At 68.1% G+C, this 23,748-nt stretch carries 18 protein-coding genes; 10 read left to right on the top strand and 8 right to left on the bottom strand.

What is annotated here, in order from left to right; translation table 11 throughout:
* The first annotated feature begins 18 nt into the window (after positions 1–18).
* The gene (locus N2K95_RS11800) at positions 19–1,509 is read left to right on the top strand and encodes a zinc-dependent metalloprotease (protein WP_260651710.1); all 1,491 of its coding nucleotides are present in this window, start codon (positions 19–21) and stop codon (positions 1,507–1,509) included.
* 67 nt (positions 1,510–1,576) lie between these two features.
* On the opposite strand, the gene N2K95_RS11805 is transcribed toward N2K95_RS11800, so the two are convergent.
* Positions 1,577–2,161 (bottom strand): M48 family metallopeptidase, encoded by a 585-nt coding sequence (locus tag N2K95_RS11805; protein ID WP_255790246.1) that lies wholly within the window; start codon positions 2,159–2,161, stop codon positions 1,577–1,579.
* Between the two features lie 169 nt (positions 2,162–2,330).
* Here N2K95_RS11805 and N2K95_RS11810 point away from each other — a divergent pair, with 169 nt between their 5' ends.
* Positions 2,331–3,419, top strand: coding sequence for a ThiF family adenylyltransferase (locus tag N2K95_RS11810; RefSeq protein ID WP_260651711.1), 1,089 nt, complete (start codon positions 2,331–2,333; stop codon positions 3,417–3,419).
* 13 nt (positions 3,420–3,432) lie between these two features.
* Here N2K95_RS11810 and N2K95_RS11815 read toward each other — a convergent pair whose 3' ends face one another.
* The gene (locus N2K95_RS11815) at positions 3,433–5,559 is read right to left on the bottom strand and encodes an ATP-dependent DNA helicase UvrD2 (protein WP_260651712.1); all 2,127 of its coding nucleotides are present in this window, start codon (positions 5,557–5,559) and stop codon (positions 3,433–3,435) included.
* Positions 5,556–6,518, bottom strand: coding sequence for an NAD(+) diphosphatase (gene nudC / locus N2K95_RS11820; RefSeq protein WP_260651713.1), 963 nt, complete (start codon positions 6,516–6,518; stop codon positions 5,556–5,558). The genes N2K95_RS11815 and nudC overlap by 4 nt, the downstream gene beginning before the upstream one ends.
* A 157-nt stretch (positions 6,519–6,675) precedes the next feature.
* Between nudC and N2K95_RS11825 the strand changes: the two genes are divergently transcribed.
* From N2K95_RS11825 to N2K95_RS11840, 4 genes are all read left to right on the top strand, one after another.
* On the top strand, positions 6,676–8,067 hold the full coding sequence (locus tag N2K95_RS11825) for a phosphotransferase (protein ID WP_313771083.1): 1,392 nt from the start codon (positions 6,676–6,678) through the stop codon (positions 8,065–8,067).
* 162 nt (positions 8,068–8,229) lie between these two features.
* Entirely contained in the window at positions 8,230–8,610 is a 381-nt protein-coding gene (locus N2K95_RS11830) for a GntR family transcriptional regulator (RefSeq protein WP_227918398.1), read from the top strand.
* A complete protein-coding gene (locus tag N2K95_RS11835; RefSeq protein ID WP_260651714.1) occupies positions 8,607–9,545 on the top strand; it encodes an ABC transporter ATP-binding protein in 939 nt (312 codons plus the stop codon). The genes N2K95_RS11830 and N2K95_RS11835 overlap by 4 nt, the downstream gene beginning before the upstream one ends.
* A complete protein-coding gene (locus N2K95_RS11840; protein WP_260651715.1) occupies positions 9,542–10,231 on the top strand; it encodes a hypothetical protein in 690 nt (229 codons plus the stop codon). Before N2K95_RS11835 ends, N2K95_RS11840 begins: the two co-directional genes overlap by 4 nt.
* A 41-nt stretch (positions 10,232–10,272) precedes the next feature.
* Here N2K95_RS11840 and N2K95_RS11845 read toward each other — a convergent pair whose 3' ends face one another.
* From N2K95_RS11845 to N2K95_RS11855, 3 genes are all read right to left on the bottom strand, one after another.
* A complete protein-coding gene (locus N2K95_RS11845; RefSeq protein ID WP_260651716.1) occupies positions 10,273–13,800 on the bottom strand; it encodes an ATP-dependent helicase in 3,528 nt (1,175 codons plus the stop codon).
* The gene (locus N2K95_RS11850; protein ID WP_260651717.1) at positions 13,797–17,126 is read right to left on the bottom strand and encodes an ATP-dependent helicase; all 3,330 of its coding nucleotides are present in this window, start codon (positions 17,124–17,126) and stop codon (positions 13,797–13,799) included. The genes N2K95_RS11845 and N2K95_RS11850 overlap by 4 nt, the downstream gene beginning before the upstream one ends.
* A gap of 86 nt (positions 17,127–17,212) precedes the next feature.
* The gene (locus tag N2K95_RS11855; protein WP_260651718.1) at positions 17,213–17,572 is read right to left on the bottom strand and encodes an MGMT family protein; all 360 of its coding nucleotides are present in this window, start codon (positions 17,570–17,572) and stop codon (positions 17,213–17,215) included.
* A 75-nt stretch (positions 17,573–17,647) separates the two neighbouring features.
* On the opposite strand from N2K95_RS11855, the gene N2K95_RS11860 reads away from it, so the two are divergent.
* The 4 genes from N2K95_RS11860 to N2K95_RS11875 all read left to right on the top strand — a co-directional run bounded on the left by N2K95_RS11860 (position 17,648) and on the right by N2K95_RS11875 (position 21,357).
* Entirely contained in the window at positions 17,648–18,370 is a 723-nt protein-coding gene (locus N2K95_RS11860; protein WP_260651719.1) for a 3'-5' exonuclease, read from the top strand.
* Positions 18,371–18,629: 259 nt separating this feature from the next.
* Positions 18,630–19,610, top strand: coding sequence for a methionine ABC transporter ATP-binding protein (locus N2K95_RS11865; RefSeq protein WP_260651720.1), 981 nt, complete (start codon positions 18,630–18,632; stop codon positions 19,608–19,610).
* A complete protein-coding gene (locus N2K95_RS11870) occupies positions 19,607–20,395 on the top strand; it encodes a methionine ABC transporter permease (RefSeq protein ID WP_260651721.1) in 789 nt (262 codons plus the stop codon). The genes N2K95_RS11865 and N2K95_RS11870 overlap by 4 nt, the downstream gene beginning before the upstream one ends.
* A 122-nt stretch (positions 20,396–20,517) precedes the next feature.
* Positions 20,518–21,357 carry a MetQ/NlpA family ABC transporter substrate-binding protein gene (locus N2K95_RS11875; RefSeq protein WP_260651722.1) on the top strand — a complete coding sequence of 280 codons (840 nt, stop codon included), beginning with the start codon at positions 20,518–20,520 and terminating at the stop codon, positions 21,355–21,357.
* Between the two features lie 73 nt (positions 21,358–21,430).
* Here the strand turns inward: N2K95_RS11875 and hemL are convergent, their stop codons facing one another.
* A complete protein-coding gene (gene hemL / locus N2K95_RS11880; protein WP_260651723.1) occupies positions 21,431–22,756 on the bottom strand; it encodes a glutamate-1-semialdehyde 2,1-aminomutase in 1,326 nt (441 codons plus the stop codon).
* The gene (gene hemB / locus N2K95_RS11885) at positions 22,756–23,739 is read right to left on the bottom strand and encodes a porphobilinogen synthase (RefSeq protein ID WP_260651724.1); all 984 of its coding nucleotides are present in this window, start codon (positions 23,737–23,739) and stop codon (positions 22,756–22,758) included. The genes hemL and hemB overlap by 1 nt, the downstream gene beginning before the upstream one ends.
* Between the last annotated feature and the right edge of the window lie 9 nt (positions 23,740–23,748).

The raw sequence follows: 23,748 nt of genomic DNA on the forward strand, positions 1-23,748 counted from the left end.
AGGACCGGTGGTTATCCCATGAGCTCCAATCCATCCGACCGCGGCGACGACCCGCAGGATCCGCTGTCCGAAATGCTCGCGCGCCTGTTCGGCGCCGGCGGAGCAGGGGGCATGGATCCCTCCGAGCTGGCGAAGGCCGCCGGACTGCCCTCGGACCCCAACGCGATGGCGATGATCTTCCAGCAGGTCCAGGCCATGTTCAGCTCATCCTCGGACGGTCCGGTGAACTGGCAGCTCGCCAAGGACAACGCCAGGCGGGTCGCGGCAACCGGCAGCGACCCCTCCACCAGCCCGGCCCAGGCCCGCGAGGTTGACGAAGCCCTGCACCTGGCCGAGCTCTGGCTGGACCCTGCCACCGATTTTGCGTCCACCGCCAGCCTCGGCCGCGCCTGGTCGCGGGCGGAATGGGTGGAAGCCACCATGGATTCCTGGCGCCGCCTGACCGAGCCCGTGGCCGTGAGTATTTCGGAGGCGCTGTCCAACGCCATCACGGCGCAGATGCCCGAGGAAATGAAGTCCATGATGGGCGGAGCATCCTCCATGCTCGCCAATATGGGCGGGGCGATGTTCGGCATCCAGCTCGGCCAAGCGGTGGGAGCACTGTCCAAGGAAGTGGTCAGCTCCACCGATATCGGCCTGCCGCTGGCCGCCGGAACCATGGCGCTGCTGCCCGCCAACGTTGCCGCCTTCGGCGAAGGCCTGGACGTACCCGAGGCGGAGATCCGCCTGTACCTGGCCGTCCGCGAAGCCGCGCATGCACGCCTCTTCGCGCGGGCTCCGTGGCTCGCATCGCATCTCTTCGGCACCATTGAAAGCTATGCCCGCGGCATCCACATCGATATGTCCAAGATCGAGGAAGCCGCCCGGGACATCGATCCTTCCAATCCGGAATCCATCCAGTCCGCCCTTTCCGGCGGCGTTTTCCAGCCCCAGCGCACGCCGGCGCAGGACGCAGCCCTGGAACGGCTCGAGACCGCACTGGCACTGGTGGAAGGCTGGGTGGACGAAGTCACCGCAGCAGCCACAGCGAACCTTCCCTCGGCAGGCGCCCTGCGCGAAATGATCCGCCGGCGCCGTGCCAGCGGCGGCCCGGCAGAGCACACCTTCGCCTCCCTGGTGGGGCTTGAGCTCCGTCCGCGGCGGCTGCGCGATGCCGCCGCTCTCTGGGCGCACCTGACGGAGGAACGCGGCATCGAAGGCCGCGACGCCGTCTGGGAGCACCCGGACCTGATGCCCACTTCCGAGGACCTGGACGATCCGAAGGGCTTCGGCCGGCGGCGCGAGCTGCTGGAGGCTGCCGACTCCGACGTCGATGCCGCCCTTAAGCGCCTGCTCGAGGGCGGATTCGATACCCCTGCAGAGGGATCGGAGGAGGCTGCTCCGGACGCCCCGGACGCAGGAACCGAGACCCCGGACGCAGGATCCACCGACGGCGGCGCCGACCAGGCCGGCGGCGAAGGCGACACCGATAACGGAAACGGCGGGGACGGCAAGCCCGGAGCCAGCTGACGCGAACCGCTCCACCACAGTTACTCCAGAGGCAGCAGTCTCTGGAGTAACTGCGTTAAAGGGCCGCTCAGTCCTCCCCCATCTCCCCCTTCAGGCCGCGGGCGCTGGCGAAAGCGGCGCCGGAGAGGAAGGCCTTGGCGGTCTCTGTCTGCGGATAACCTTCCAGCAGACGCCAGAAGGCCGGACCGTGCGAGGGTACGAGCAGGTGGGCGAGTTCATGCAGCAGCACGTAGTCCACCACCCACTGCGGCATGCCCTGCAGCTTGTCTGACAGCCGGATGGTTCCCCTGCCCGGCGTGGCCGACCCCCAGCGCGAGTTCTGGTTGCTGACCCAGCGGACGGACTCCGGACGGGCCCGGCCGGAGAGATAGGTCCGGGACAGTTCCGCGGCACGCAGCATCAGGTCATCTTCCCCGGTTCCGGAATCCGACGCACCGGCCACGCGCTCTTCCAGCCGCACCACCATCCTCCGCACCCATTCGGCTTCCTGGGCGGCGGAGAAATGTGCAGGGATGGAAATCAGGGCGACCCCGTCACGGAAAACAGCGTTGACGGTCCGCTTCCGACGGGCGGACCGGCGCACCTGGATGGGTGTTCCATTGCTGGTGGTGGCCGGGATGGAGGCATCAACGGTCTGGTGCGGGGAAGGCATATTCCAAGCGTAGCCGCCGCCGCTGACACCCCTGCTGCCTGTGGATAACGCCGCCCCCCGGGGTCCGGCGTGCCAGCATGGTTCCCTGCCCGGATGAGCGGGCAGTGCTGCCGGTGCGGAGAATACGTTCCGGAACCGGGCAGGAAGAACCAGACCACGGGAGCAGACCATGCGGATCAATCCGGGAATTCACGTGCTCGAGGTTTCGCCGGGGGCCCGTCAGCTGGGGATCGGTCCGGGGTCCCTGCTGCTGCGCAACCTCCAGGACGCGGATGTCGCGTTTCTGGCGGTCCTGCGGCAGGGTGTTCCGGACGGAACGGAGCAGGAGGCGGCAGCGGCCCTGTTCCTGCTTCCGGACCGCGCAGCTTCGCTGCTGCAGGTGCTGGGCCCGCTGCTGGTACCGCACGAAGGAACAGCGGACCCCATCCCCTCCCTGCGTTCGGAACGGCTGCTTCCCGACGCGCAGCGTCTCTCGTCCGCTTACCGGGTCAACGGCGAGGAATCCATCCGGCGGCGCGCCACGGCAGCCGTGTCCGTGGACGGACTGGGACGGGCAGGGGCCCTGCTGGCACGGACCCTTGCCTCCGCAGGTATCGGAACCCTGCTGCTGACGGACCCGGCAGTGGTGTCCCCCGCGGATGTCGGCAGCGCCTATGCCATGACGGACATCGGGATGAACCGCGCAGCTGCCGTGAAGCGCCACCTGTTCCGGGTGGATCCCACCGTCCAGGTGCTGACCATGTCCTCCGGCCGTGGCCGGCAGGTCCCCGCCGCGGTGGACCTCGCCGTCGCCGTCCGTGCGGTGGGCGCGGTTCCGCCGGACCGGCCGCCGGAGCTTCCCGGAGGCGACGGCAGCGTTCCGCGCCTGATACTGACTGCACAGGAAGGCGGATGGGACGTCGGCCCGCTGGTGGTCCCGGGACTCACGCCGTGCCTGGAATGCCTGGACCGGCACCGGGCAGACACCGATCCGGGGTGGTACGCCGCCATAGGAGCCCTCGCGAAGGGCAGCCGGGAGGTGCCCGTCCCCTCCGGAAACCCGTTCGGTCCCGAGGGCGAGGAACTTGCCGGGTCAGTGCTCGCCGCCGGGGCTGCAGCCATGGCAGCACTGGTGTTTCTGGACGGCATCAATCAGCCGGCCGTGCTTTCCGCGGTCCTGCGGCTGCGGACCTCCGACGGGTACCCGCAGCTGAGGAAGCTGGACTACCACCCGGCCTGCGGCTGCCGGCTGCAGCGCAGGGGCACCCGGGTGGCCTAGAACAGCCGCCCGGCTAGGCCTCGGTGCTCTCCGAAAGCACCTTCAGGACTGCCTCGCCGTAGCGCTCCAGCTTGGACGGCCCCACCCCGGGGAGGGTGGCCAGCCGGTTCAGGGACGGCGGGCGGTCTTCGGCAATGGCAACCAGCGTGGCATCGGTAAACACCACAAAAGCCGGAATGCCTGCCTCGGCGGCCGTCGCACGGCGCCATTCGCGCAACGCGTCGAAGGTAGCCTCCTCGTACGTCACAGGGCAGTCCCCGCAGCGTCCGACCTTGCGTTCGGCCCCGGTGGTCAGCAGGGCACCGCAGCTGCGGCACTTTGCCGGCCCGGTGACCTTGCGCCGGGTCTGCCGGGCCGGTCCTGCGGTACGCCCGGCGTCCCGCTCGGTCCGGGGCCGCAGCCCGTCCAGGAACCGCGACGGTTTCCGGTTGGCACGCCCGCCCGGCGTCCGGGCCGTGGACCAGGACAGGGCCAGGTGCTCCCGGGCACGGGTAATGCCGACGTACAGCAGCCGCCGTTCCTCATCGACGGCTTCAGGCGTGTCGGCAAACGAGATCGGCATGAGGCCTTCGCTCAGCCCTACCAGGAAGACGGCATCCCACTCGAGGCCTTTCGCGGAGTGCAGGGACGCGAGGGTCACCCCTTGGACCCGGGGCGCGTGCTGGGCTGCAGCACGTTCCTCAAGTTCCGCCACGAAGTCCTGCATCGTGAAGATGCTGTCCGGGTCGCGGGTCCGGGTGACCTGCAGCTCTTCGGCCAGGGACACCAGGGCGGCCAGCGATTCCCACCGCTCGCGGGTGGCTCCGCCGCCGGCCGGCGCCTCGGGGGTGTAGCCCAGGGAAGCCAGGATGTCCCGCACCAGCTGCGGCACAGGTTCGTTGCCCACGGACCGGGACGCCGCGCGCAGCTGGAGCACGGCGTCGCGGACCTCGCGGCGGGCGAAGAACCGTTCTCCGCCGCGCAGCTGATAGCCGACGCCGGCCGACGCCAGCGCCTGTTCGTAGGCCTGCGACTGCCCGTTGGTGCGGAAGAGGACAGCTATCTCGCTGGCCTGGACTCCCTGTTCGATCAGTGCCTTGATGGACGAGGCTACGTGCGCGGCCTCTGCCTCGTCGTCGGCGCATTCGGTGAACGTCGGCTCCGGGCCGGCGGGCCGCTGGGCCACCAGCTCCAGCGGAGTGGGCCAGGCCGGTGCCGTCCGGTTCCGCTCCCCTTCGGCCGTGCGGGCGGCGAGGATCCGGTTCGCCAAGCCGACCACCTGAGGGGTGGAACGGTAGTCGCGGACCAGTTTGACGACGTCGGCGTTCGGGAACCGCTTGGTGAAGTCGAGCAGGTGCCGCGGCGTGGCACCCGTAAAGGAGTAGATGGTCTGGCTGGAATCGCCCACCACGCACAGTTCGTCCCGCGGCCCCAGCCACAGGTCCAGGAGCCGCTGCTGCAGCGGCGAAACGTCCTGGTACTCGTCCACGACGAAGTGCCGGTACTGGTCCCGGACCATGGCCGCCACCCGCTCGTCTTCCTGCAGGATTCCCACCATGATGAGCAGGACATCCTCGAAGTCGATGATGTTGCGGTCCACCTTGACGTCCTCGTAGGACTGGAAGATCCGCGAAATAGCAGTCAGGTCAAAGCCTGCCGGTGGCTCCCGGTCCCCGGCTGCCTTCACGTAGCTGTCCGGGGTGAGCATGGAGACCTTCGCCCACTCGATCTCCGCTGCGACATCGCGGATGGCGGCGCGGTCGGTGGACAGCCGGAGTCGGCGCGCGGCTTCGGCGATGATTTGGGCCTTGTGGTCCAGCAGCCCGGGCATCGCTCCGCCCACGGTGTGCGGCCAGAAGTACTGCAGCTGCTTCAGAGCGGCAGCGTGGAAGGTCCGCGCCTGCACACCGCCGGAGCCGAGGTCCCGCAGCCGGGTCCGCATTTCCGCTGCGGCCCGGGCCGTGAACGTCACCGCCAGCACCTGCTGCGGCTTGTAGACGCCGGTGGCCACGCCGTACGCCATCCGGTGCGTGATGGCACGGGTTTTACCGGTGCCGGCACCGGCCAGGACGCAGAGCGGGCCGGTGAGGGTGGTGGCTACTGCGCGCTGCTCGTCGTCAAGCCCTGCCAGGATTCGTGCTTCGGGTGATCCACTGCTCATGGGCGGGCGTTGGCCTCCGGTTCAATAATGGTCCCGCCGTACCAGCGCTCGATCAGGTTCCGGGCGATGGAAATGGGTCCCGCGATGGTGATTTCGCCGCTGGACACGGCGTCGGTGAGTTCCGCGCGGCTGAACCAGCGGACGTCGGACATTTCGACGCCGTCGGCCCGTGCCTCGGCGTTTACAGCCCGGGCGGTGAAACCCAGCATCAGTGAACACGGGAACGGCCACGGCTGCGACCCGAGGTACTGCGGGCTGTGGACAACCACCCCGGACTCTTCGGCCACTTCGCGGATGACCGCGGCCTCCAGCGACTCCCCCGGTTCCACGAAGCCGGCGAGCGTGGAATACCGGTTTCCGGCCCAGGCTGCGGCCGAGCCCAGCAGGATGCGGTCCTCCTCGTCAACAACGGCGACGATGATGGCGGGGTCGGTGCGCGGGAAGTGGGAGCTGTCATCCTCGGGACAGCGGCGGACCCAGCCGCCCTGTTCCGGAACGGTCTGCGCCCCGCAGCGCGGGCAGTGGGTATGCACGGCGTGCCAGTTGGCTATTGCGGCTGCCTCGACGAACAGTCCGGCATCCAGCGCGCCCAGATGCGTGGCAGATTCGCGCAGGCTCACCCAGGCGGCGCCGTCCACGGCGAGCGCGGGATCCGGTTCGGGCAGCGTCATCAGGACGACGTCGGTGCCCAGCGGCACCTGTGCATCCTCCAGGGTCCGGCCGAGGTAGACGGGGACATCACCGAAGCCCGACGCCGGCGGGTTCAGGAGCACCAGCGCGCCGTCGCGGACCAGGGCGCGGCCGCCGGCCAGGTACATCACGCGGGTCCCGCCGTCGGCGCGGATGGTGTCGAACAGATCCGGGGCGACACGGCGGTCGGACCCCCGGTCCACGGCCGTCCGGGCCAGCGGTAACAAACCCAGGGGAAAAACTTCTGCTGCCGGTGCCGGGATACTCATACCACCTACCGTACTGACTACCTCCCCCCAAACTGTAGTTGGCCCCCTGCGCCCTACCCGGTCTGAGGTTTTCCTCACGGTTTAGGCGACTCGCCGCCCGGCAATGGTTATCCGGAGCACATCTGCCCCTACGGTTGAACATGTGAAACGGACCCCCATGGAATTGGCTGCAATGGCCAGCGCTGCCGTCCCAGGGCTGACCCCCACCGGCGTTGCCGGTTCCCCGGACGACGCTGCGGATTTTGACGCGGCACTGCTGATTGACGATGCCGGCCGCAGGTGGCGCGTCCGGTCCCCCAAACATCTCGAGGCCAGCATGCGACTGGAGACCGAGCTACTGGTCCTGCGCACGTTTGTGCCTGCGGTCCGGGCCGAGCTGCCGTTTGCCCTGCCGTACGTGGCGGGCACCGTCCGCCAGGGTGATCTGTGCACGTTTGTCTACTCGCACCTCCCCGGCGCCCTCCGCAGCATCGACTCCCTGATGACGGCCGGAAGTTCCGTAGCAGCGGAGATCGGCCGCGCCATGGCCGCTATCCATGCCATCCCCCGCGACCTGGTCACTTCCGCGGACCTGCCCAGCTACAGCGCGAACGAGTTCCGCCAGCGGCGTTTGAATGAACTGGACCAGGCAGCCACCACCGGAAAGATCCCCTCCGTCCTGCTGCGACGCTGGGAACACGCGCTGGAGGACGTCTCACTCTGGCGTTTCAAGCCCACCGTGGTCCACGGCGACCTGCATGAAGACAACATCCTGCTCACCGGCGAACGGGTCAGCGCGGTGACCGGCTGGACCGATCTTCGGGTCGGCGACCCGGCGGATGATTTTGCCTGGCTGATCGCCGCCAACGATCCCCGCTTCACGGAGGCCGTACACGGCGCCTACCTGGCGGCGAGCAAGGATCCCGAAGACCCGCATCTGATCCGCCGTGCAGCCCTGTCCGCGGAATTCGCCCTCGCCCAGTGGCTGGTGCGCGGCGTCGCCGCCGAGAACTCCACCATGGTGGACGAAGCCGTGGAGATGCTCGGCACCCTCGAAGAGGATGTACGGGCGCAGGAAGCATCTGACCGGCGGGACAGCGAGGCCCGCGCTGCCGATGCCCGGGCCGAAGCTGCTGCCGGTGCCCAGGCCGAAGCCGCAGCCCGAGCCGCAGCCACAGTCCGACCGGCGGCTGCCAAGGTTACCGTCGTCCCCATGGCCCCGGCCACGGCTCCTGCCGTGTCGGGCGCGGACGACGCCGGCGTTGCCGATACCGGAACAGAGCCGGCCACGGAAAACGGCACGGATTCCTCAACGGCAACGGAGAACCGCGGACCCGATGGGACTGCGCAGGGAATGGCCGCACCCGACGCGGGAAGGCCCGGAGAACCCGGCCCGGCTGAAGCTGCAGCCCCCGCCGCGGACGCCCCTGCCGGGAAACCGGACGCCGGCACCAACGAAGACAGTGCCTCCGGCGACACCGCTCCGCGCGACAGTGACGGTGACGGTGACGGCAACAAGCCGGGCACCGAAACCACAGCCCTCCCGCTGACCCCGGTCCCGGAGAAATAGCCCCGCACGCCCGCACTCCGGTGCCCCGCCGATTTCGGCGGGGCACCGTTTTTCTTTTAAAGCTGTTGCAATGCCCCGGTTCCTGCCTTAGGTTAGTTACATCAGTAATGAACCAAGGAAGTAGTGAACCGGGGTCTCCGGCACGAAAACACAGGAGCCGCTTTGATAGATGACAGCAGGCCGATCTTTCAGCAGATCGCCGAACGCGTCGAAGGCGACATCCTTGACGAAACCCTCAAGGAGGAAAGTCAGGTGCCTTCCACCAATGAATTCGCGGCCTTCTACCGGATCAACCCGGCAACGGCGGCCAAGGGCATCAATCTCCTCGTGGATGAGGGCATCCTCTATAAGCGCAGGGGCATCGGCATGTTTGTGGCGCCAGGAGCCAGGGAAGCCGTCCTCAAAAAGCGGCGGGAACAGTTCTACGAGCAGTACGTCCGACCGCTGACAATCGAAGCGCGGAAGCTGGGTATTGACGGCACCCAGCTCGCCGGATTGATTCAGCGCAGCGCCGTCGACACCGAAGGGAGCATGGCGCCATGACTGCCGGCACCACGAACGTGATAGAAACCCGGAACCTCACACGCCGTTACCGGGACCAGCTAGCGCTCGACAACGTTGACCTGGATATCTCCGGCGGCCGCATTTATGGGCTGCTCGGACGCAACGGGGCGGGCAAGACAACCCTGATGTCCATCCTCACGGCCCAGGGCTTTGAGTCTTCCGGTGAGGTACGGGTTTTCGGAGAACACCCCTTCGAGAATGACCGGGTGCTGCGACGGCTGTGCTTCGTCCGCGAATCGCAGAAGTACCCGGACGATTTCACCGCTGCCAACGCCTTCGCATCCGCCGGGCTCCTTTATCCCAACTGGGATGCCGGGTTCGCCGCCTCGCTCGCGGAGGAATTCCACCTCCCGGTCAAGCGCCGGTTGAAGAAACTTTCCCGCGGCCAGCTGTCCGCCGTCGGAGTGGTTCTCGGACTGGCATCGCGTGCCGACATCACCTTCTTTGACGAACCCTACCTGGGGCTCGACGCCGTGGCCCGGCAGATCTTCTACGACCGGCTGGTCGAAGACTTCGCCGAGCATCCGCGCACCATCATGCTCTCCTCGCATCTGATCGACGAGGTCGCCCTCCTCCTGGAGCATGTGATCGTGATCGACAACGGCAGGATTGTCCTGAATGACGACGCAGAGAACATCAGGGGCAGTGCCGTGACCATCAGCGGCACGGCGGACATCGTCGAGGCTTTCATCGCCGGGTATCCGGTACTGCACCGCGAAGCCCTGGGGTCCCTCGCTTCGGTGACCGTAGAGCACCGGCTCGGCGACGCCGGGCGCCGGGAAGCCGCCGAGCTTGGGCTGCAGCTGACGCCGGTGTCCCTGCAGCAACTCATTGTCCGCAAGACCCTGCAGGCCGACGGCGTAGAGAAGCCGTCCGGCACTGCGGCAACAGACAGCCTGGAGGCGTTCCAATGAACCGTGCAGTAGCCGTGGCGCGGATGCAGCTGACCAATAAGTGGATCTACCTGTGGATTCCGCTGATTATCCTGGCATCCTCCACGCTGATTTCGCTGGCCATCTTCGCGATGATCCCGGATGATGCCTCGAACGTCATTTCGGGCTCCGGGCAGGCGGTGATGTGGTACTTCTTTGCCCTGGGGATCCAGGCCATGACCCTGCTCTTCCCCTTCTCGCAGGCCCTCAGCGTCAGCCGGCGCGCCTTCTACATCGGCACGATCGGGTTGTTCTCCCTGGTCGCCCTGGCTCTGGCGGTCCTGTACTGGGTACTGGGGCTGGTGGAGCAGGCGACCGACGGCTGGGGCATGAAGGGCGCCATCTTCGCCATCCCGTGGATTGCCGAGGGCGCCTGGTACACCCAGATCCTCTTCTATTTCGCGGTCACCATCCTGCTGTTCCTGCTGGGCTTCTGGAGTTCGACCATCTACAAGCGGTGGCGGACGATTGGACTCACGGCAGCGCTGGTGGGTGCCGGCGCCGTCCTGCTGGGAGTCATCGCCTTGATCACCTGGCGGGAGGCCTGGGCTTCCGTCGGCGCCTGGATAGTGCAGCTGACGCCGCTCTCCCTGGCCGGCTGGCTGCTGGCTGCCGGTGCACTGCTTGCCCTCACGTCCTACGCCACGCTTCGGCGAGCTGTCCCCTGACCCTCCCCCAACCGGTTCAGCAACCGACCCCGTCCGCCGGATCAGAACCCGGCGGACGGGGTTTTTGCTGCCTCGCGGATGATCTCCTCGAGTTCGGCTTCACCGGCCAGGTTGTAGGGGCGGATCAGCTTGTCCGCCGCCACATAGTAGAAGGCGGCGCGCACCTTCTCCAGGGGAACCCCCTTGAGCCGCGCCCACGCCAGCCGGTACACCGCCAGCTGCACGGACCGCACATCAAGCTTCTGCGACGACGGCGGGGCGCCGGTTTTCCAGTCGATGAGGTCCCAGGTGCCGTCCGCGTCCTGGAACACCGCGTCGATCCGGCCGCGGACGACGACGGTGTCCACCTTGGTCTCCACCGGCACTTCGATGAAGGCAGGCGTCCGCTGCGCCCAGTCCGAGGCCTCGAACGTGGCGATCATGTCCTCGAGCTGATAGGCCTCATCCACATAGGCGTCGGCGGCCCCCGGGTATTCGTCGATGTCCAGCATTCCGCTGGTACCGAAGAATTCCTCGACCCACGCGTGGAAGGCGGTGCCCTTGCGGGCGGCCATCCCCGGCTGGCGCGGAACCGGCCGGCGGAGCTGGCGGGTGACCTCCGCCGGGTTGTCCTTCAGATCCACCAGCATGGACGCTGAAATGTGGGCGGGGAGTTCCACCTGCACCACTTCGTTCGGCGGCCGGTGCCGGGCCAGGACGAGTTCCGTTTCCCGGCTCCAGCGTCCGGAGGGGGCCGGAGCCTGAGCCGTATCCGGTGCGGCCTCCCCCACGGGGGAAACATCGTCCTCCGCCCGGCCTTCCTCCCGGGCCGCGGCCCGTGCCGCCCGGTGTCCGGCAGACTCCAGGACGGCCTCCGCAGCGGCTTCCATTGCCTGCCTGCGGGGTCCGAGCGGATCAATCGGCCACTTGGCCCGCTCCGTCTCGGCATTGGCAGGGTTTTCCGTGCCCTCGTCTTCGGGCGTCACCCAGTGCAGGAGCCGGTAGCCCGCGGCGCCGGACTGTTCCAGGTCGTAGAGGTCCTGGAGGTACCGTGACACGCCCAGCGGTTTGGACCGTCCTCCGCCCCAGGCGGAGGAGGTGCAGATCAGCACGGACTTGGCGCGGGTGAACGCCACGTAGGCCAGCCGCCGTTCCTCCCGTTCGGCGTGCCCCTTGGCGTCTTCGCTGAAGAGCTTTTCGCTGTCCAGCCAGGACTTCTGGTCCACCTGTTCCCAGTCCCACTGCGGCAGGTCCAGGCTGTCGCCGCGCAGGGTCCACGGGATGGAGGAATCTCCGCTGCTCCAGCGCGAATCCTTGTCGCTGGGGAACGAGGCTTCGTTCAGTCCGGGGACCACCACGATGTCCCATTCCAGGCCCTTGGACGCATGGACGGTGAGGAGCTGGACCGCTTCGCGGCTCGGTTCCAGCGGTGTCACGGGCAGGCCGTTTTCCTCGGAGTTGGCGGCTTCCAGCCAGGCGAGGAAGGCGGCCAGGTCCACCCGCTCCGCGGAGGAGCTGAACGTGGCTGCGGCGTCGATGAATGCGTCCAGGTTCCGCCGGGACTCGTGCAGGGTAACCCCGGGCTTTGCCGCGACCTCGATGTCGAGCAGGATCCGGCGCTCCACCTCGCCGATCAGCGTGGTCAGATCCTCGCCGACAAACCCGCGCAGGTCCCGGAGCTCGTTCCGCAGCTGCGTCAGGCGCTTCAGCCCCTCCTCGGAGAGGGACCGTCCGGCGCTGGAGACCCAGCCGGGACGCGGCAGGGAGTCCACGGCTTCCACCAGACTGCCGGCCTCCACCAGGTCCGCCTCCACCACCAGGTCCGGAGCTTCATCCGGGCCGTGGATATCGGCGGCGTCGGCCACCCGGACGGCCCGTTCACGGACCCGGACCAGGTGCCGGGACCAGTCCGCCAGCGCCATAAGGTCCGCCGGACCGATCCGCCACCGGGCTCCGGCCAGGATCCGCAGCATGGAATCCGAACGTCCCGGATCGCCCAGGACCCGCAGGACCGCGAGCAGGTCAACCACTTCGGGGGTGGACAGCAGTCCGCCCAGGCCGACAATCTGCACCGGAATGCCGCGCTGCTCCAGTTCCTTGCGGATCGGCTCGAACTGCTTGCGTCCCCGACACAGCACCGCCACGGTGGGGGTCTGTTCCTTGCCGCGGTCATCAAACCCGCCCAGCTCGGCTTTGCGGCTGCGGTGGAAGGCCACCTGCTCCGCCACGGCTTCCGCCTCCCCCAGGATCCGCTCCGGAGTGCCCTTGCCGGGCTCCACCGAGACATCACAGAGGTAACGGCCCAGATACACCTCGCCGACGGGGGCATTTTCCCTGGCCTGCAGCTCGGGTACGTGCGGCAGGCGCTGGTGCTTGAGCCAGGGGGCAACGCCGTTGAGCGCGGTGGAGACGGTGTTGGCCGCGGCCAGCACGGAGGTGGAGTTCCGCCAGGCCACGGACAGATTGGCCAGCGGCGCGAGCTGGCGGCCGGTGTCGGTGAACAGCGGGAACTTCTCCCGGAAGGTGCCCAGCTGGCCGGCGGAGGCCCCGCGGAACCCGTAAATGGACTGGTGCGGATCCCCGACGGCGGTGACGGAGCGGCCGTCGCCGAACAGGTTGGAGAACAGGACCATCTGCGCGTGGGAGGTGTCCTGGAACTCGTCCAGCAGGACCACCTTGTACTTGGCGCGTTCCATCTCCACCGCTTCGGGGATGGTGGCCGCGATCCGTGCCGCCAGCTCCACCAGGTCGCCGAAGTCCAGCTGCCGGCGTTCCGCCTTGGCCCGCTGGTAGGCCTCCACCAGTTCGGTCACGGAGATGCGCGTCCGCAGGCGGTTGATCAGCTTCCGAGCGGCCTGGGTGGGTTCCTTGGGTTTGCCGAACTGATAGGGCAGGGCTGTGACCGCGTCCACGTGGGCAGCGAGTTCGGCACGGACCTCGGCAGGGGTGCGCAGGTGCTCGGAGCATTCACCGGCCATCTGCAGCACTGCGCCGACCAGGGTGGACTTGGCGGCAGTGAAATGTTCGTAGTCCCCGGAATAGGCTTCCACCACCTCATTGGCCAGCTGCCACGACTGCGCGCCGCCAAGCATCACGGAATCGCGTTCGACGCCGATCCGCAGGCCGTAGTCGTTCACGATGCCGTTCGCGTAGGAATGGTAGGTGGAGACACTCGGCTCCATCCGTTCCTCGCCGCCGCCGGCGGTATCCGGATCCGCTGCTCCGCCGGGTCCGGCGTCGAGCTGGTGGTAGAGCAGGTTCAGGCGCGCCCGGATGCGGGAGGCCAGCTCGCCCGCTGCCTTGCGGGTGAAGGTGACCCCGAGGATCTGTTCGGGCCGGACCAGTTCGTTGGCCACCAGCCAGACCACGCGGTCCGCCATCGTCTTGGTTTTGCCCGACCCGGCACCGGCGATCACCAGCAGCGGCTCAAGGGGACCCTCGATGATGCCGATCTGGTCGTCGGTGGGGTACTGCACGTCTGAGTTCGGATCGGTATGCAGCAGTTCCGCCAGCCGCCTCGCGGAGTACTTCGGGACGGGCGCGGCCTGCGGCAGCCCGCCGGGAACCTCGTCGGTTACGGACGCACTCACTCGGTGACCTGCTTTCCTTCAGCGCAGAGAGGACAGATTTCGGGCAACCGGCAGCCGTTGCCGCCAAAGCCGCTGCGGCCCGGATCGTGGACCGTTTCGAAGAATGCCGCGGACATCAGCGCGGCCGCGTTGCGGACCATGTCCCGCGCCGTGGTGTCGTCCGGGTCCAGGGGCTGCTGTTCCTGCACGGAAACCCCCTTGTTGGTGGTGCCCAGCTGCACCAGGGCGGCGCCGCCGGGCACCCTCGGGGCGTCCGGCAGGGCACCTTCCCGAACGGCCTCCTGGTAGGCGGCCAACTGCGGATGCCCCTGCAGATCGTCCTTCTTCGGGGCGGACTTGCCAGTCTTCAGGTCCACGATGAACAGGCGGCCGTCGGCATCGACTTCCAGGCGGTCGATCTGGCCGCGCAGCAGGGCGGTGCGGACCGCGCCGTCGATCTCCACCGGCAGCTCCACCTCGAAGTCCTTTTCGACGGCGACGAGCGAGCGGCCGCTGCGGCGCATGGTGATGACGTATTCGGCCAGTTTGCGGACCATGGTTTCGGCCCGCTGGTAGTCCATCTGGCCTTCCCAGTTGTCCTTCATGCCCAGGGACGGCCAGCGTTTCTGCAGCTCCTGCACGTATTCGCTGCCGGCGGCGTCCGGCATGTCCTGCGCGATGGAGTGCACCAGCGTGCCCAAGGACCGGGCGAAGTCGGTGGCCTGCTCGCCGCCGGCCGCGGAGACGAACCAGCTCAGCGGAGATTTCAGCACGGCGTCGACCTTGGAAGGCGACACCGGAATCCGGGCCTCCGGGGGCAGGATCGGAGCTTCACTGGACAGCGGCGCGAGTCCCCACCACTTCCCGGGGTGGGCTCCCGGGACCGGCACGGCGTGGTTCACCATGGTGCCCAGGTGATGGACGGCTTCGGCGGCCAACTCAGGGTCTTCGTCCGGCTGCTGGGCGTACCGGCGCAGTTCGGCGACCAGCGAGCGCAGCGTGTACGGGCGCAGGACCTCGGTGCGCTGACGCTTTTCGGCTCCCGGCTCCAGCGGTGCCACCAGGTCCAGGAAGGCGGAGGGCTGTTCGTCCTCGGAGGAGACCGCCGTGCAGATCAGCACTTCGCGGGCACGGGAGATGGCGGTGGAGAAGCTGCGCAGTTCGTCGAAGCGGATAGACTGCATCAGCGTCAGCGGGCTGCGGTGGGCACGGAAGTTGTCCCCGTGTTCCACGGCCGCCACGAGTTCCCCGCTGCCCAGCAGTTCGCCGCGGAGGCGGAGGTTGGGCCAGACATCCTGCTGGATGCCGGCGACAATCACCATCGGCCATTCGCGGCCTGCCGCGCTGGCAGGGGTCAGCAGTTCCACGGCCTCGCGGCGCTGGGCCCGTGCGGCCAGGGTATCCATGGGCAGTTCGGAGCTGGTGAGGTAATCGAGGAACTGCGCCGGGGTGGAACCGGGCAGCTGGTCAACGTACCGTTCCGCGGTCTGGAACAGGGCCATGATCGCGTCCAGGTCCCGGTCCGCGCGGGAAGCACCCGGGCCGCCGGAGAGCGCCGTTTCCGCCCACCGCTTGGACCAGCCGGAGACGGACCACAGTGCCCACAGGACCGTCTCCGCCGTGGCACCGGGTTCCCGGGCAGCCTCCCGCCCGGCGGCGAGCATGGCGGAAATGCGCTGGGCGGCCGGACGGGCATCCCAGCTCAGGCCGGCCAGTGCCCGCCCGGACTCCGACTCGGGGTCCAGCAGCGATTCCACCAGCAGTGCGTCGCTGGTCCGTCCGCCGCCTGCGCTGCGCTCTTCGCGGCGCAGTGCCTGCCTCAGCCGGCGCAGTTCCAGCGTGCTCGCGCCGCCGATGCGCGAGGTCAGCAGTGACACTGCCAGTTCGGGGGTGAGCAGCTCCGGGTCCAGGACGACGGCAAACGCGTCCAGCAGCGGACGGACGGCGGCTTCATCGCGCACCGCCCGTTCCGCGACGGGGACCTTGACCTCAATCCCCTGTCCGGTGAGATAGCGCTGGAGGGCAGCCAGCTGGGCGCCGGTGCGGACAATGACGGCGATGTCCTCGAGCGAGCGGTCCTGCAGCAGCTGGGCTTCCAGGATCCGCTGCGCCACGTAACGCTGCTCGTGCATGGGAGTGTCCACGACATGCGCCTCGGCCGTGCCCGCAGCCGGTATCTCCGGGACTTCGGGGGTCTCCGTGGCCTTCTGGGCCGCAGTTGTTTCCGGAGCCTCGAGTGCCTCGGGTGCCTCCTGGACGTTGCCGCCCCCGGGCGCCGTCCCGATGAACCGGGCATCTGCCACGGCAGTGCGGTAGGAGGGCAGCTGGCCGACCACGGAAATCCTCGAGGCAGTCCGGGTCCAGGCACCGGCCAGCGACCCGGTCAGGCGGTGTGAAGTGGTCAGGACGCGGGTATCGAGCCTGCCCTCGAAGCGTTCGGCCAGCCGGCCCACCAGATCCGGGCGCGCACCGCGGAAACCCTGCACCACGGTGTCGGGGCAGGCGGCGGCGATGGAATCTCCGGTACCGGCCAGCAGTGCGTAAAGGCTGTGGATGGCGGGGTTGGCTTCCTGCAGGTCATCCACCAGCACCAGCTGCTGGCGCTCCTGTTCGGCGGCCAGGAACTCCGGGTCCGAGTGCAGGATGTTCAGGGCCGAAGTAATGATGCCTGCCGGGTCGAAGGACTCGGGCATGCGCAGGTCCAGGACGTCCCGGTACTCGGCGTAAAGCTCTGCGGCCGCCTCCCAGTCCGGACGGCCGTGCCGCTGCCCCAGTTCACGCAGTTCTTCGGCGGAGATGCCGTACTCGATCACACGGTCGAAGAGCTGGCGGATTTCCTGGCGGAAGCCGCGGGTGCCCAGAGCCTGGTCCAGGCTGTCCGGCCATGGAAGTTCCGGCACTCCCTGCTGTCCGTGTCCGGCCAGCAGTTCCTTGATGATGACGTCCTGTTCGGCGCCGGAGAGCAGCTTCGGCGCCCGCGTGAGGTACGGCAGGCGGCCTTCGGTCTTGGCGCGCCGGATCAGGTCGAAGGCGTAGGAGGCCCAGGTCCTGGCGGGCGCGGTGCTCAGGGTTCCCTGCAGCCGGGCCGAAAGCGCATCCCGCAGGCCGGCCGCGGCAAGCCGGGAGGGTGCCAGCATCAGCAGATGGGAAGGGTCCAGCCCGTCGCGTTCGATCCGTGCGACGGCGGCTTCCACCAGGACGGTGGACTTGCCGGTTCCCGGCGCTCCCAGGACAAGGACGGGTCCGCTGCCCGTGGGCAGGTCCACCACGGCCTGCTGGTCCGCGCTGAGCCGGGGCGCGGACAACGCGCTTGCAGCCGGCCCGACGAGTTGGAGTTCAACGCTCATGGTTCCACTTCATCATGTCCCTCCGACATTCCTGATATCGGCGCTTCGAAGCTCCCGGTGTCCGGGTCGACGCCGCCCGGGCCGGACTAACGCAGACCTCCCCGGAGGCTGTCCAGGAGTTTCCATTCCGCCTCGCCGGGCTGCCAGCGGGCACTGTCCATCCGCACCCGATAGCCGGCGCCGTCGTCGTCCGCCGTCCCGCGCACCGGGGTGCCCTCCTGCCGGTAGTGCTCCCAGGCGCGCACCTCGTGGTATCTCAGCGGCTGCCCCGAGGACCGCAGGACCCGCCACCAGCAGACCTCGGAGCCCCGCGCGGACATCACCGCGCCCACCTGCCGCGGACCGCCGGCGTCGAGCAGCTCGGCAATGTCGCCGTAGGACAGCACACGTCCGGGCGGTATGAGATCGGCCACAGCGAGCACCGCGTCGGCATAGTCCCTGCGCATATCCAGTAGGGTACCGACGCCGCCGCGGCTGCCGCCAATCCCGGGAATGTCACCGCGCCCGGATAGGTTTGTTGCATGAACAGCTGGCATGAACTTCCCCGCGCGGCCTTCGATCTGGAGACCACCGGCCGGGATCCGCAGACCGCGCGGATCGTCACCGCATCCATCATCCTGGTCAACGGCCGGGGCGAGACCCTGCAGCACCACGAGTGGCTGGCCTGCCCGGAGATCCCCATCCCGGCAGAGGCGGCAGCCATCCACGGCATCACCAACGAACGCGCCCGGGCGGAGGGCGGGAACCCCGCCGCAGTCACAGCCGAGGTGGCGGAGGTGCTGGCCGGTATGTTTGCCGCCGGGATTCCGGTCCTGGCGTTCAACGCCTGCTATGACTTCACCGTGCTGGCCCGCGAATGCGAGCGCTTCGGGCTGACGGTCCCCCATCCCATGCCCGTGATCGACCCGTACATCCTGGACAAGCAGGTGGACCGGTTCCGCCGCGGCAAGCGCACCCTCACCGCCATGGCCGAGCACTACGGCGTCGGCTTCGAGAACGCCCACACCTCCGCCGCCGACGTCGCGGCCACCCTGTCCGTGGCCGCGGTCATGGCGGAAAAGTATCCGGAACTCCAGTGCGACGCACGCACCCTGCACGATTCCCAGGTCAGCTGGGCCGCCGGCCAGGCCGCCAGTTTCCAGGACTACCTCCGGCGCCGGGACCCGGAAGCCGTCATTGACGGAAGCTGGCCGTTCCGGGCCGCACCGGACCGCGAACCCGGTTCCGTCCTGGATCCCGCCTGATTCCTGGCTGCATACCTCCTGCGAACCTCTTCACAGGCCGTCACTTTGGCCGGGTCGCCGCAGCCATCATGCGATACTGGTTACTGTGTTTGGCGCTGATGGCGCCCCAGGCGTACCCGCGTGTACTGAACGCGCGTGACGTCTCGCGCCACGAGATTGGCAGACACCCCTCCGCACGGCCGGCATCCAGGCACGGCACAGAACCGTGCCCCTTTCTGCATGCTCCGGGCCGGCCATCTAACGCATATGACGAGGACGAATGATCACAGTTACCGACCTTCGCAAGGTCTACCGGCAGGGCGAGCGAACCGTCACCGCACTGGACGGCGTGAGCCTGAGCGTGCCCAAGGGGTCGATCCACGGGATCATCGGGCACTCCGGTGCCGGTAAGTCCACCCTGGTCCGCTGCCTGACCCTGCTGGACCGGCCGACGTCGGGCTCCGTCACCATCGACGGCCGTGAGCTGACCGCGGTCAAGGACTCCGAGATCCGTGCGGCCCGCCGCCGCATCGGGATGGTGTTCCAGCACGCGAACCTCATGGATTCCCGCACAGCCGCCGCCAACATCGCGCACCCGCTGGAACTCGTCGGCACCAAGAAGAGCGTCATCGATGCCCGCGTACAGGAACTCCTGGCCCTCGTGGGACTGGAAGGCAGTGCCGGGGCATACCCCGCCCAGCTTTCGGGCGGACAGAAACAGCGTGTGGGCATTGCCCGGGCGCTGGCCTCCGATCCGGACGTACTGCTGTGCGACGAGCCGACCTCGGCACTGGACCCCAGCACCACGGATGACATCCTGGACCTCATTTCCGACCTCACCCGCCGCCTGGACCTGACGGTCCTGATCATCACGCACGAAATGAACGTGGTGAAGCGGATCTGCGATTCGGTGTCCCTGCTGGAAGCCGGACGCGTCGTGGAACACGGCCCGCTGCGCGAGGTTGCCTCGGACCTGCGCGGCCGGCTGGCCAAGCAGCTGATCCCGCTGCCCGTCACTCCGCCGTCACCCGGCGGTCCGGTCCTGGAACTGCTGTTCACGGGCCAGACCACCTCGGATCCGGTGCTGTCCGCACTGACCCGCCGGTTCGACACCGACGTCAACGTTCTTGCCGGCAGCGTAGAGCTGCTGGCCGGCACCCGCTTCGGACGGCTGCGCATCCAGTTGGATACGCACACCGACATGGCCGCCGTCCATGAATACCTCGCCCTGCAGGGCGTCACCGTGGAGGTGGCAGCATGAACTTCCTGACCGGACTCTTCGACAACCCCGGAATCACCAAGGCCCTGCCGGAGGCCGTGGTGGAGACCCTCCAGATGGTGGGCATCGCCGGGTTCTTCACCCTGCTGATCGGGCTGCCGCTGGGCGTGTTCCTGCACGTCAGCGCCCCCGGGGGCCTGCTCCCCATGAAGATCGTCAACCGGATTGTCAGCGACATCATCGTCAACATCACCCGGTCCGTGCCGTTCGCCATCCTGATGGTCACCCTGATTCCGCTGGCACGCCTCATCACCGGCACCTCGATCGGCCCCGTGGCGGCCTCGGTTTCGCTGAGCATCGCGACCATCCCGTTCTTTGCCCGGCTGGTGGAAAACGCGCTCCGCGACGTCTCCGGCGGCAAGATCGATGCGGCCCTGGTGATGGGCTCAACCAAGATGCAGGTGGTCACCAAGGTGCTGCTGCGCGAAGCCCTGCCCGGACTCGTCGCCGCCCTGACCACCACATTGGTGACCCTCGTGGGCTACTCCGCCATGGCCGGCATCGTCGGCGGCGGCGGCCTCGGCCGGCTGGCCTACAACTACGGCGTCCAGCGCTTCGACACCCAGGTCATGGTGGTCACGATCGTCATCATCGTGGCCCTCGTCCAGATCATCCAGCTGGCCGGCGACTTCGCCTCGCGCCGGGTGGACCACCGGTCGGCCTCAGGTACCGGACGGCGCAGCCGCCCGGCTGCCGCGGCAGAAGGCATCAGCCCCGCCGCCGCCCCCGCCGGCACCGCCCGCGAACCCGATAAGACCATGGTCTAACCTCCGTCTTCGCAGAGCCCGGCATGCCCGGGCCCTGCGGACCTGCAGCCAGTAGCCGCTAGCTGCACCTTCCCCGGACGGCGGACATCCGCTTCCCGGGTTACGTGAAAGGAACGCATTCGATGCGTAAAACACTTACCCTCGTTGCCACCGGTGTGGCCACGGCTCTGGCGCTGACGGCTTGCGGCGGATCTGATTCCGCCTCCAGCGCCGTAGACAGCCTTGACCCGGAAAAGCCGGTCACCCTCACCGTGGGTGCCAGCCCCACGCCGCACGCCCGGATCCTGGAGTTTGTCCGCGACAACCTCGCCGAGGGCACCGGCCTGGACCTCGAAATCCAGGAGTTCGACGACTACGTGACGCCGAACATTTCCCTCAACGACGGCGACAGCGACGTCAACTTCTACCAGCACCTGCCCTACCTGGAATCCCAGATGGAGAGCCAGGGCTACGACTTCGAGCACGGCGCCGGCATCCACGTGGAGCCCTACGCCGCGTTCTCGGAGAAGCACGAGGACGTTTCCACCATCAAGGAGGGCGCCCGGGTCATGGTCACCAACGACCCCTCGAACCAGGCACGCGCCCTCAAGATGCTTGAAGAGGCCGGACTCATGAAGGACATCGCGGACGACTCCTCCGTGCTGACCCTGACCGAGGAACAGAATCCCAAGGACCTGGACTTCCAGGAAAACCAGCCGGAACTGCTGGTCAATGACCTCAGTGATCCCACCGTGGACCTTGCCATCATCAACGGCAACTACATCCTCGAAGCCGGGCTGAACACGGACGATGCCCTGCTGGTGGAATCTGCCGAGGACAACCCGTACGCCAACTTCCTCGTCTGGAAGACCGGCAACAAGGACGCACGGATCGACAAGCTCGAGGAACTGCTCCACTCCCCCGAAACCAAGGCCTTCATTGAAGAGACCTGGCCGAACGGTGACGTGACCGCCGCTTTCTAGGCCGGACACGAAAAACCCCGCACCTCCCGTCAAAGGGAGGTGCGGGGTTTTTTACTGCCCTAAACCGCCGGACCTACGGCTGCGCCTCGGCTGCCGCCTTCGCGGCGGCGGGGAGGGCGTCGTAGATCCGGTTCATCGCGGCGTCGTCGTGGGCGCCGGAGAGGAACCAGGCCTCGAACACGGACGGCGGCAGGTACACGCCGGCGTCGAGCATCGAGTGGAAGAACGGCTTATAGCGGAAGGACTCCTGCGCCTGGGCCTGCTCATAGTTGTGCACGCCGGTGGCGGAGGTGCCGAAAGCGACGCTGAACAGGCTGCCCGCGCGCTGGATGCTGTGGTCCACGCCCGCGGCTTCCAGTGCGGCGGAGACGGCGGCGGAAAGCTCCGCGGAGCGTGCATCCACCGTGGCATAGACCTCGGCGGTGGCGGCCTTCAGCGTGGCCACGCCGGCTGCCATCGCGATCGGGTTACCCGACAGGGTGCCGGCCTGGTAGACCGGGCCCAGCGGGGCCAGGTAATCCATCACGTCGGCACGGCCGCCGAGCGCGGCTACGGGCATGCCGCCGCCGATGACCTTGCCGAAGGTGAACAGGTCCGGCGTCCAGCCTTCCTGCGCGCCGGTCAGGCCCCAGTAGCCGCCCGGTCCGGTGCGGAACCCGGTGAGTACCTCGTCGAGGATCAGCAGCGCGCCGTGCGCGGAGGTGATGCGGGACAGGGCGGCGTTGAAGCCCTCGTCGGGGGTGACCACGCCCATGTTCGCGGGTGCTGCTTCGGTGATGACCGCGGCAATGTTCGCGCCGTGTTCAGCGAAGGCCTTCTCGACGGCGGCTACGTCGTTGTACGGCAGCACCAGCGTTTCCGCGGCAGTGGCTTCGGTGACGCCGGCCGAGCCGGGCAGCGCCAGGGTGGCCAGGCCGGAGCCGGCGGAGGCCAGCAGCCCGTCGAGGTGGCCGTGGTAGCAGCCGGCGAACTTGATGACCAGGTTCCGGCCGGTGTAGCCGCGGGCCAGCCGGATGGCGGTCATGGTGGCTTCCGTACCGGTGGACACCATGCGCAGGCGCTTCACGCCCGGCACCCGGTCCATTACCAGCTGCGCCAGTTCCGCTTCGGCCGGAGTGGACGCACCGAAGGACAGCCCGTTGTCGACGGCGGCGTGGACGGCCGCCAGGACGTCCGGGTGGGAGTGGCCCACCAGGGCCGGACCCCAGGAGCAGACGAGGTCCACGTATTCGCGGCCCTCCGAGTCCGTAATGTACGGGCCCGTGGCGGAGACCATGAAGCGCGGCGTGCCGCCCACGGAGCCGAAGGCCCGGACCGGGGAGTTCACGCCACCGGGCATCAGGGCCCGGGCGCGGTCAAAGAGTTCTTCGGAGGAAGACGGTGAGACAGGTGAGGACATTACTTGCTTTCCTTCAGCCAGGCCGCCAGCTCGGTGGCCCAGTAGGTGAGAATCATGTTGGCGCCGGCCCGCTTGATGCCCAGCACGGACTCTTCGATGGCCCGGCGGCGGTCGATCCAGCCGTTGGCGGCAGCCGCTTCAATCATCGCGTACTCGCCGGAGATCTGGTAAGCGCCCACGGGGACCGGGGACATGGCGGCTACGTCGGCCAGCACGTCGAGGTAGCTCATGGCCGGCTTGACCATCACCATGTCGGCGCCTTCTTCGAGGTCCAGTTCAACCTCGAGCAGCGCTTCGCGGCGGTTCGAGGCGTCCATCTGGTACGTGCGGCGGTCACCCTTCAGCTGCGAGTCCACGGCTTCGCGGAAGGGGCCGTAGAACGCGGAGGCATACTTCGCCGCGTAGGCGAACAGGGAGACGTCGGTGTAGCCGGCGGTGTCCAGCGCGTGGCGGATGACGGCGATCTGCCCGTCCATCATGCCGGACGGGCCCAGCACGTGGGCGCCGGCGCGCGCCTGCTCCACGGCCATCCGGCCGTAGATGTACAGGGTGGTGTCATTGTCCACCACGCCGTTTTCATCCAGGACCCCGCAGTGTCCGTGGTCGGTGAATTCGTCCAGGCAGACGTCGCTCATGATGACCAGTTCGTCGCCCACTTCCTCACGGACGGCAGCGATGCCGCGGTTGAGGATGCCGTGGGGATCGGTGCCGGCACTGCCCACGGCGTCACGCTCGGCGGGGATGCCGAAGAGCATGATGCCGCCGATGCCCAGCTCTGCCGCTTCGGAGGCGGCTTTTTTGAGGCTGTCCAGGGTGTGCTGGACGACGCCGGGCATGGAGGTCAGCGGGTTGGGCTCGGTGATGCCCTCACGGACAAAGGCCGGAAGGATCAGCTCGGCGGGATCCAGCCGGAACTCTGCGGTCAGCCGCCGCATGGCGGGGGTGGTGCGGAGGCGGCGGGGGCGGTGCTGGGGGAAGCTCATGGAGGTAAT

Origin of the sequence: Arthrobacter zhaoxinii (assembly GCF_025244925.1) — a bacterium.
GTDB classification, from domain to species: domain Bacteria; phylum Actinomycetota; class Actinomycetes; order Actinomycetales; family Micrococcaceae; genus Arthrobacter_B; species Arthrobacter_B zhaoxinii.

Bases quoted from the DNA above. Each gene is read 5' to 3' on its own strand.
- N2K95_RS11800 (WP_260651710.1), top strand. From the start codon at position 19: ATGAGCTCCAATCCATCCGACCGCGGCGACGACCCGCAGGATCCGCTG.
- N2K95_RS11805 (WP_255790246.1), bottom strand. From the start codon at position 2,161: ATGCCTTCCCCGCACCAGACCGTTGATGCCTCCATCCCGGCCACCACC.
- N2K95_RS11810 (WP_260651711.1), top strand. From the start codon at position 2,331: ATGCGGATCAATCCGGGAATTCACGTGCTCGAGGTTTCGCCGGGGGCC.
- N2K95_RS11815 (WP_260651712.1), bottom strand. From the start codon at position 5,559: ATGAGCAGTGGATCACCCGAAGCACGAATCCTGGCAGGGCTTGACGAC.
- nudC (WP_260651713.1), bottom strand. From the start codon at position 6,518: ATGAGTATCCCGGCACCGGCAGCAGAAGTTTTTCCCCTGGGTTTGTTA.
- N2K95_RS11825 (WP_313771083.1), top strand. From the start codon at position 6,676: ATGGAATTGGCTGCAATGGCCAGCGCTGCCGTCCCAGGGCTGACCCCC.
- N2K95_RS11835 (WP_260651714.1), top strand. From the start codon at position 8,607: ATGACTGCCGGCACCACGAACGTGATAGAAACCCGGAACCTCACACGC.
- N2K95_RS11840 (WP_260651715.1), top strand. From the start codon at position 9,542: ATGAACCGTGCAGTAGCCGTGGCGCGGATGCAGCTGACCAATAAGTGG.
- N2K95_RS11850 (WP_260651717.1), bottom strand. From the start codon at position 17,126: ATGAGCGTTGAACTCCAACTCGTCGGGCCGGCTGCAAGCGCGTTGTCC.
- N2K95_RS11855 (WP_260651718.1), bottom strand. From the start codon at position 17,572: ATGCGCAGGGACTATGCCGACGCGGTGCTCGCTGTGGCCGATCTCATA.
- N2K95_RS11860 (WP_260651719.1), top strand. From the start codon at position 17,648: ATGAACAGCTGGCATGAACTTCCCCGCGCGGCCTTCGATCTGGAGACC.
- N2K95_RS11865 (WP_260651720.1), top strand. From the start codon at position 18,630: ATGATCACAGTTACCGACCTTCGCAAGGTCTACCGGCAGGGCGAGCGA.
- N2K95_RS11870 (WP_260651721.1), top strand. From the start codon at position 19,607: ATGAACTTCCTGACCGGACTCTTCGACAACCCCGGAATCACCAAGGCC.
- N2K95_RS11875 (WP_260651722.1), top strand. From the start codon at position 20,518: ATGCGTAAAACACTTACCCTCGTTGCCACCGGTGTGGCCACGGCTCTG.
- hemL (WP_260651723.1), bottom strand. From the start codon at position 22,756: ATGTCCTCACCTGTCTCACCGTCTTCCTCCGAAGAACTCTTTGACCGC.
- hemB (WP_260651724.1), bottom strand. From the start codon at position 23,739: ATGAGCTTCCCCCAGCACCGCCCCCGCCGCCTCCGCACCACCCCCGCC.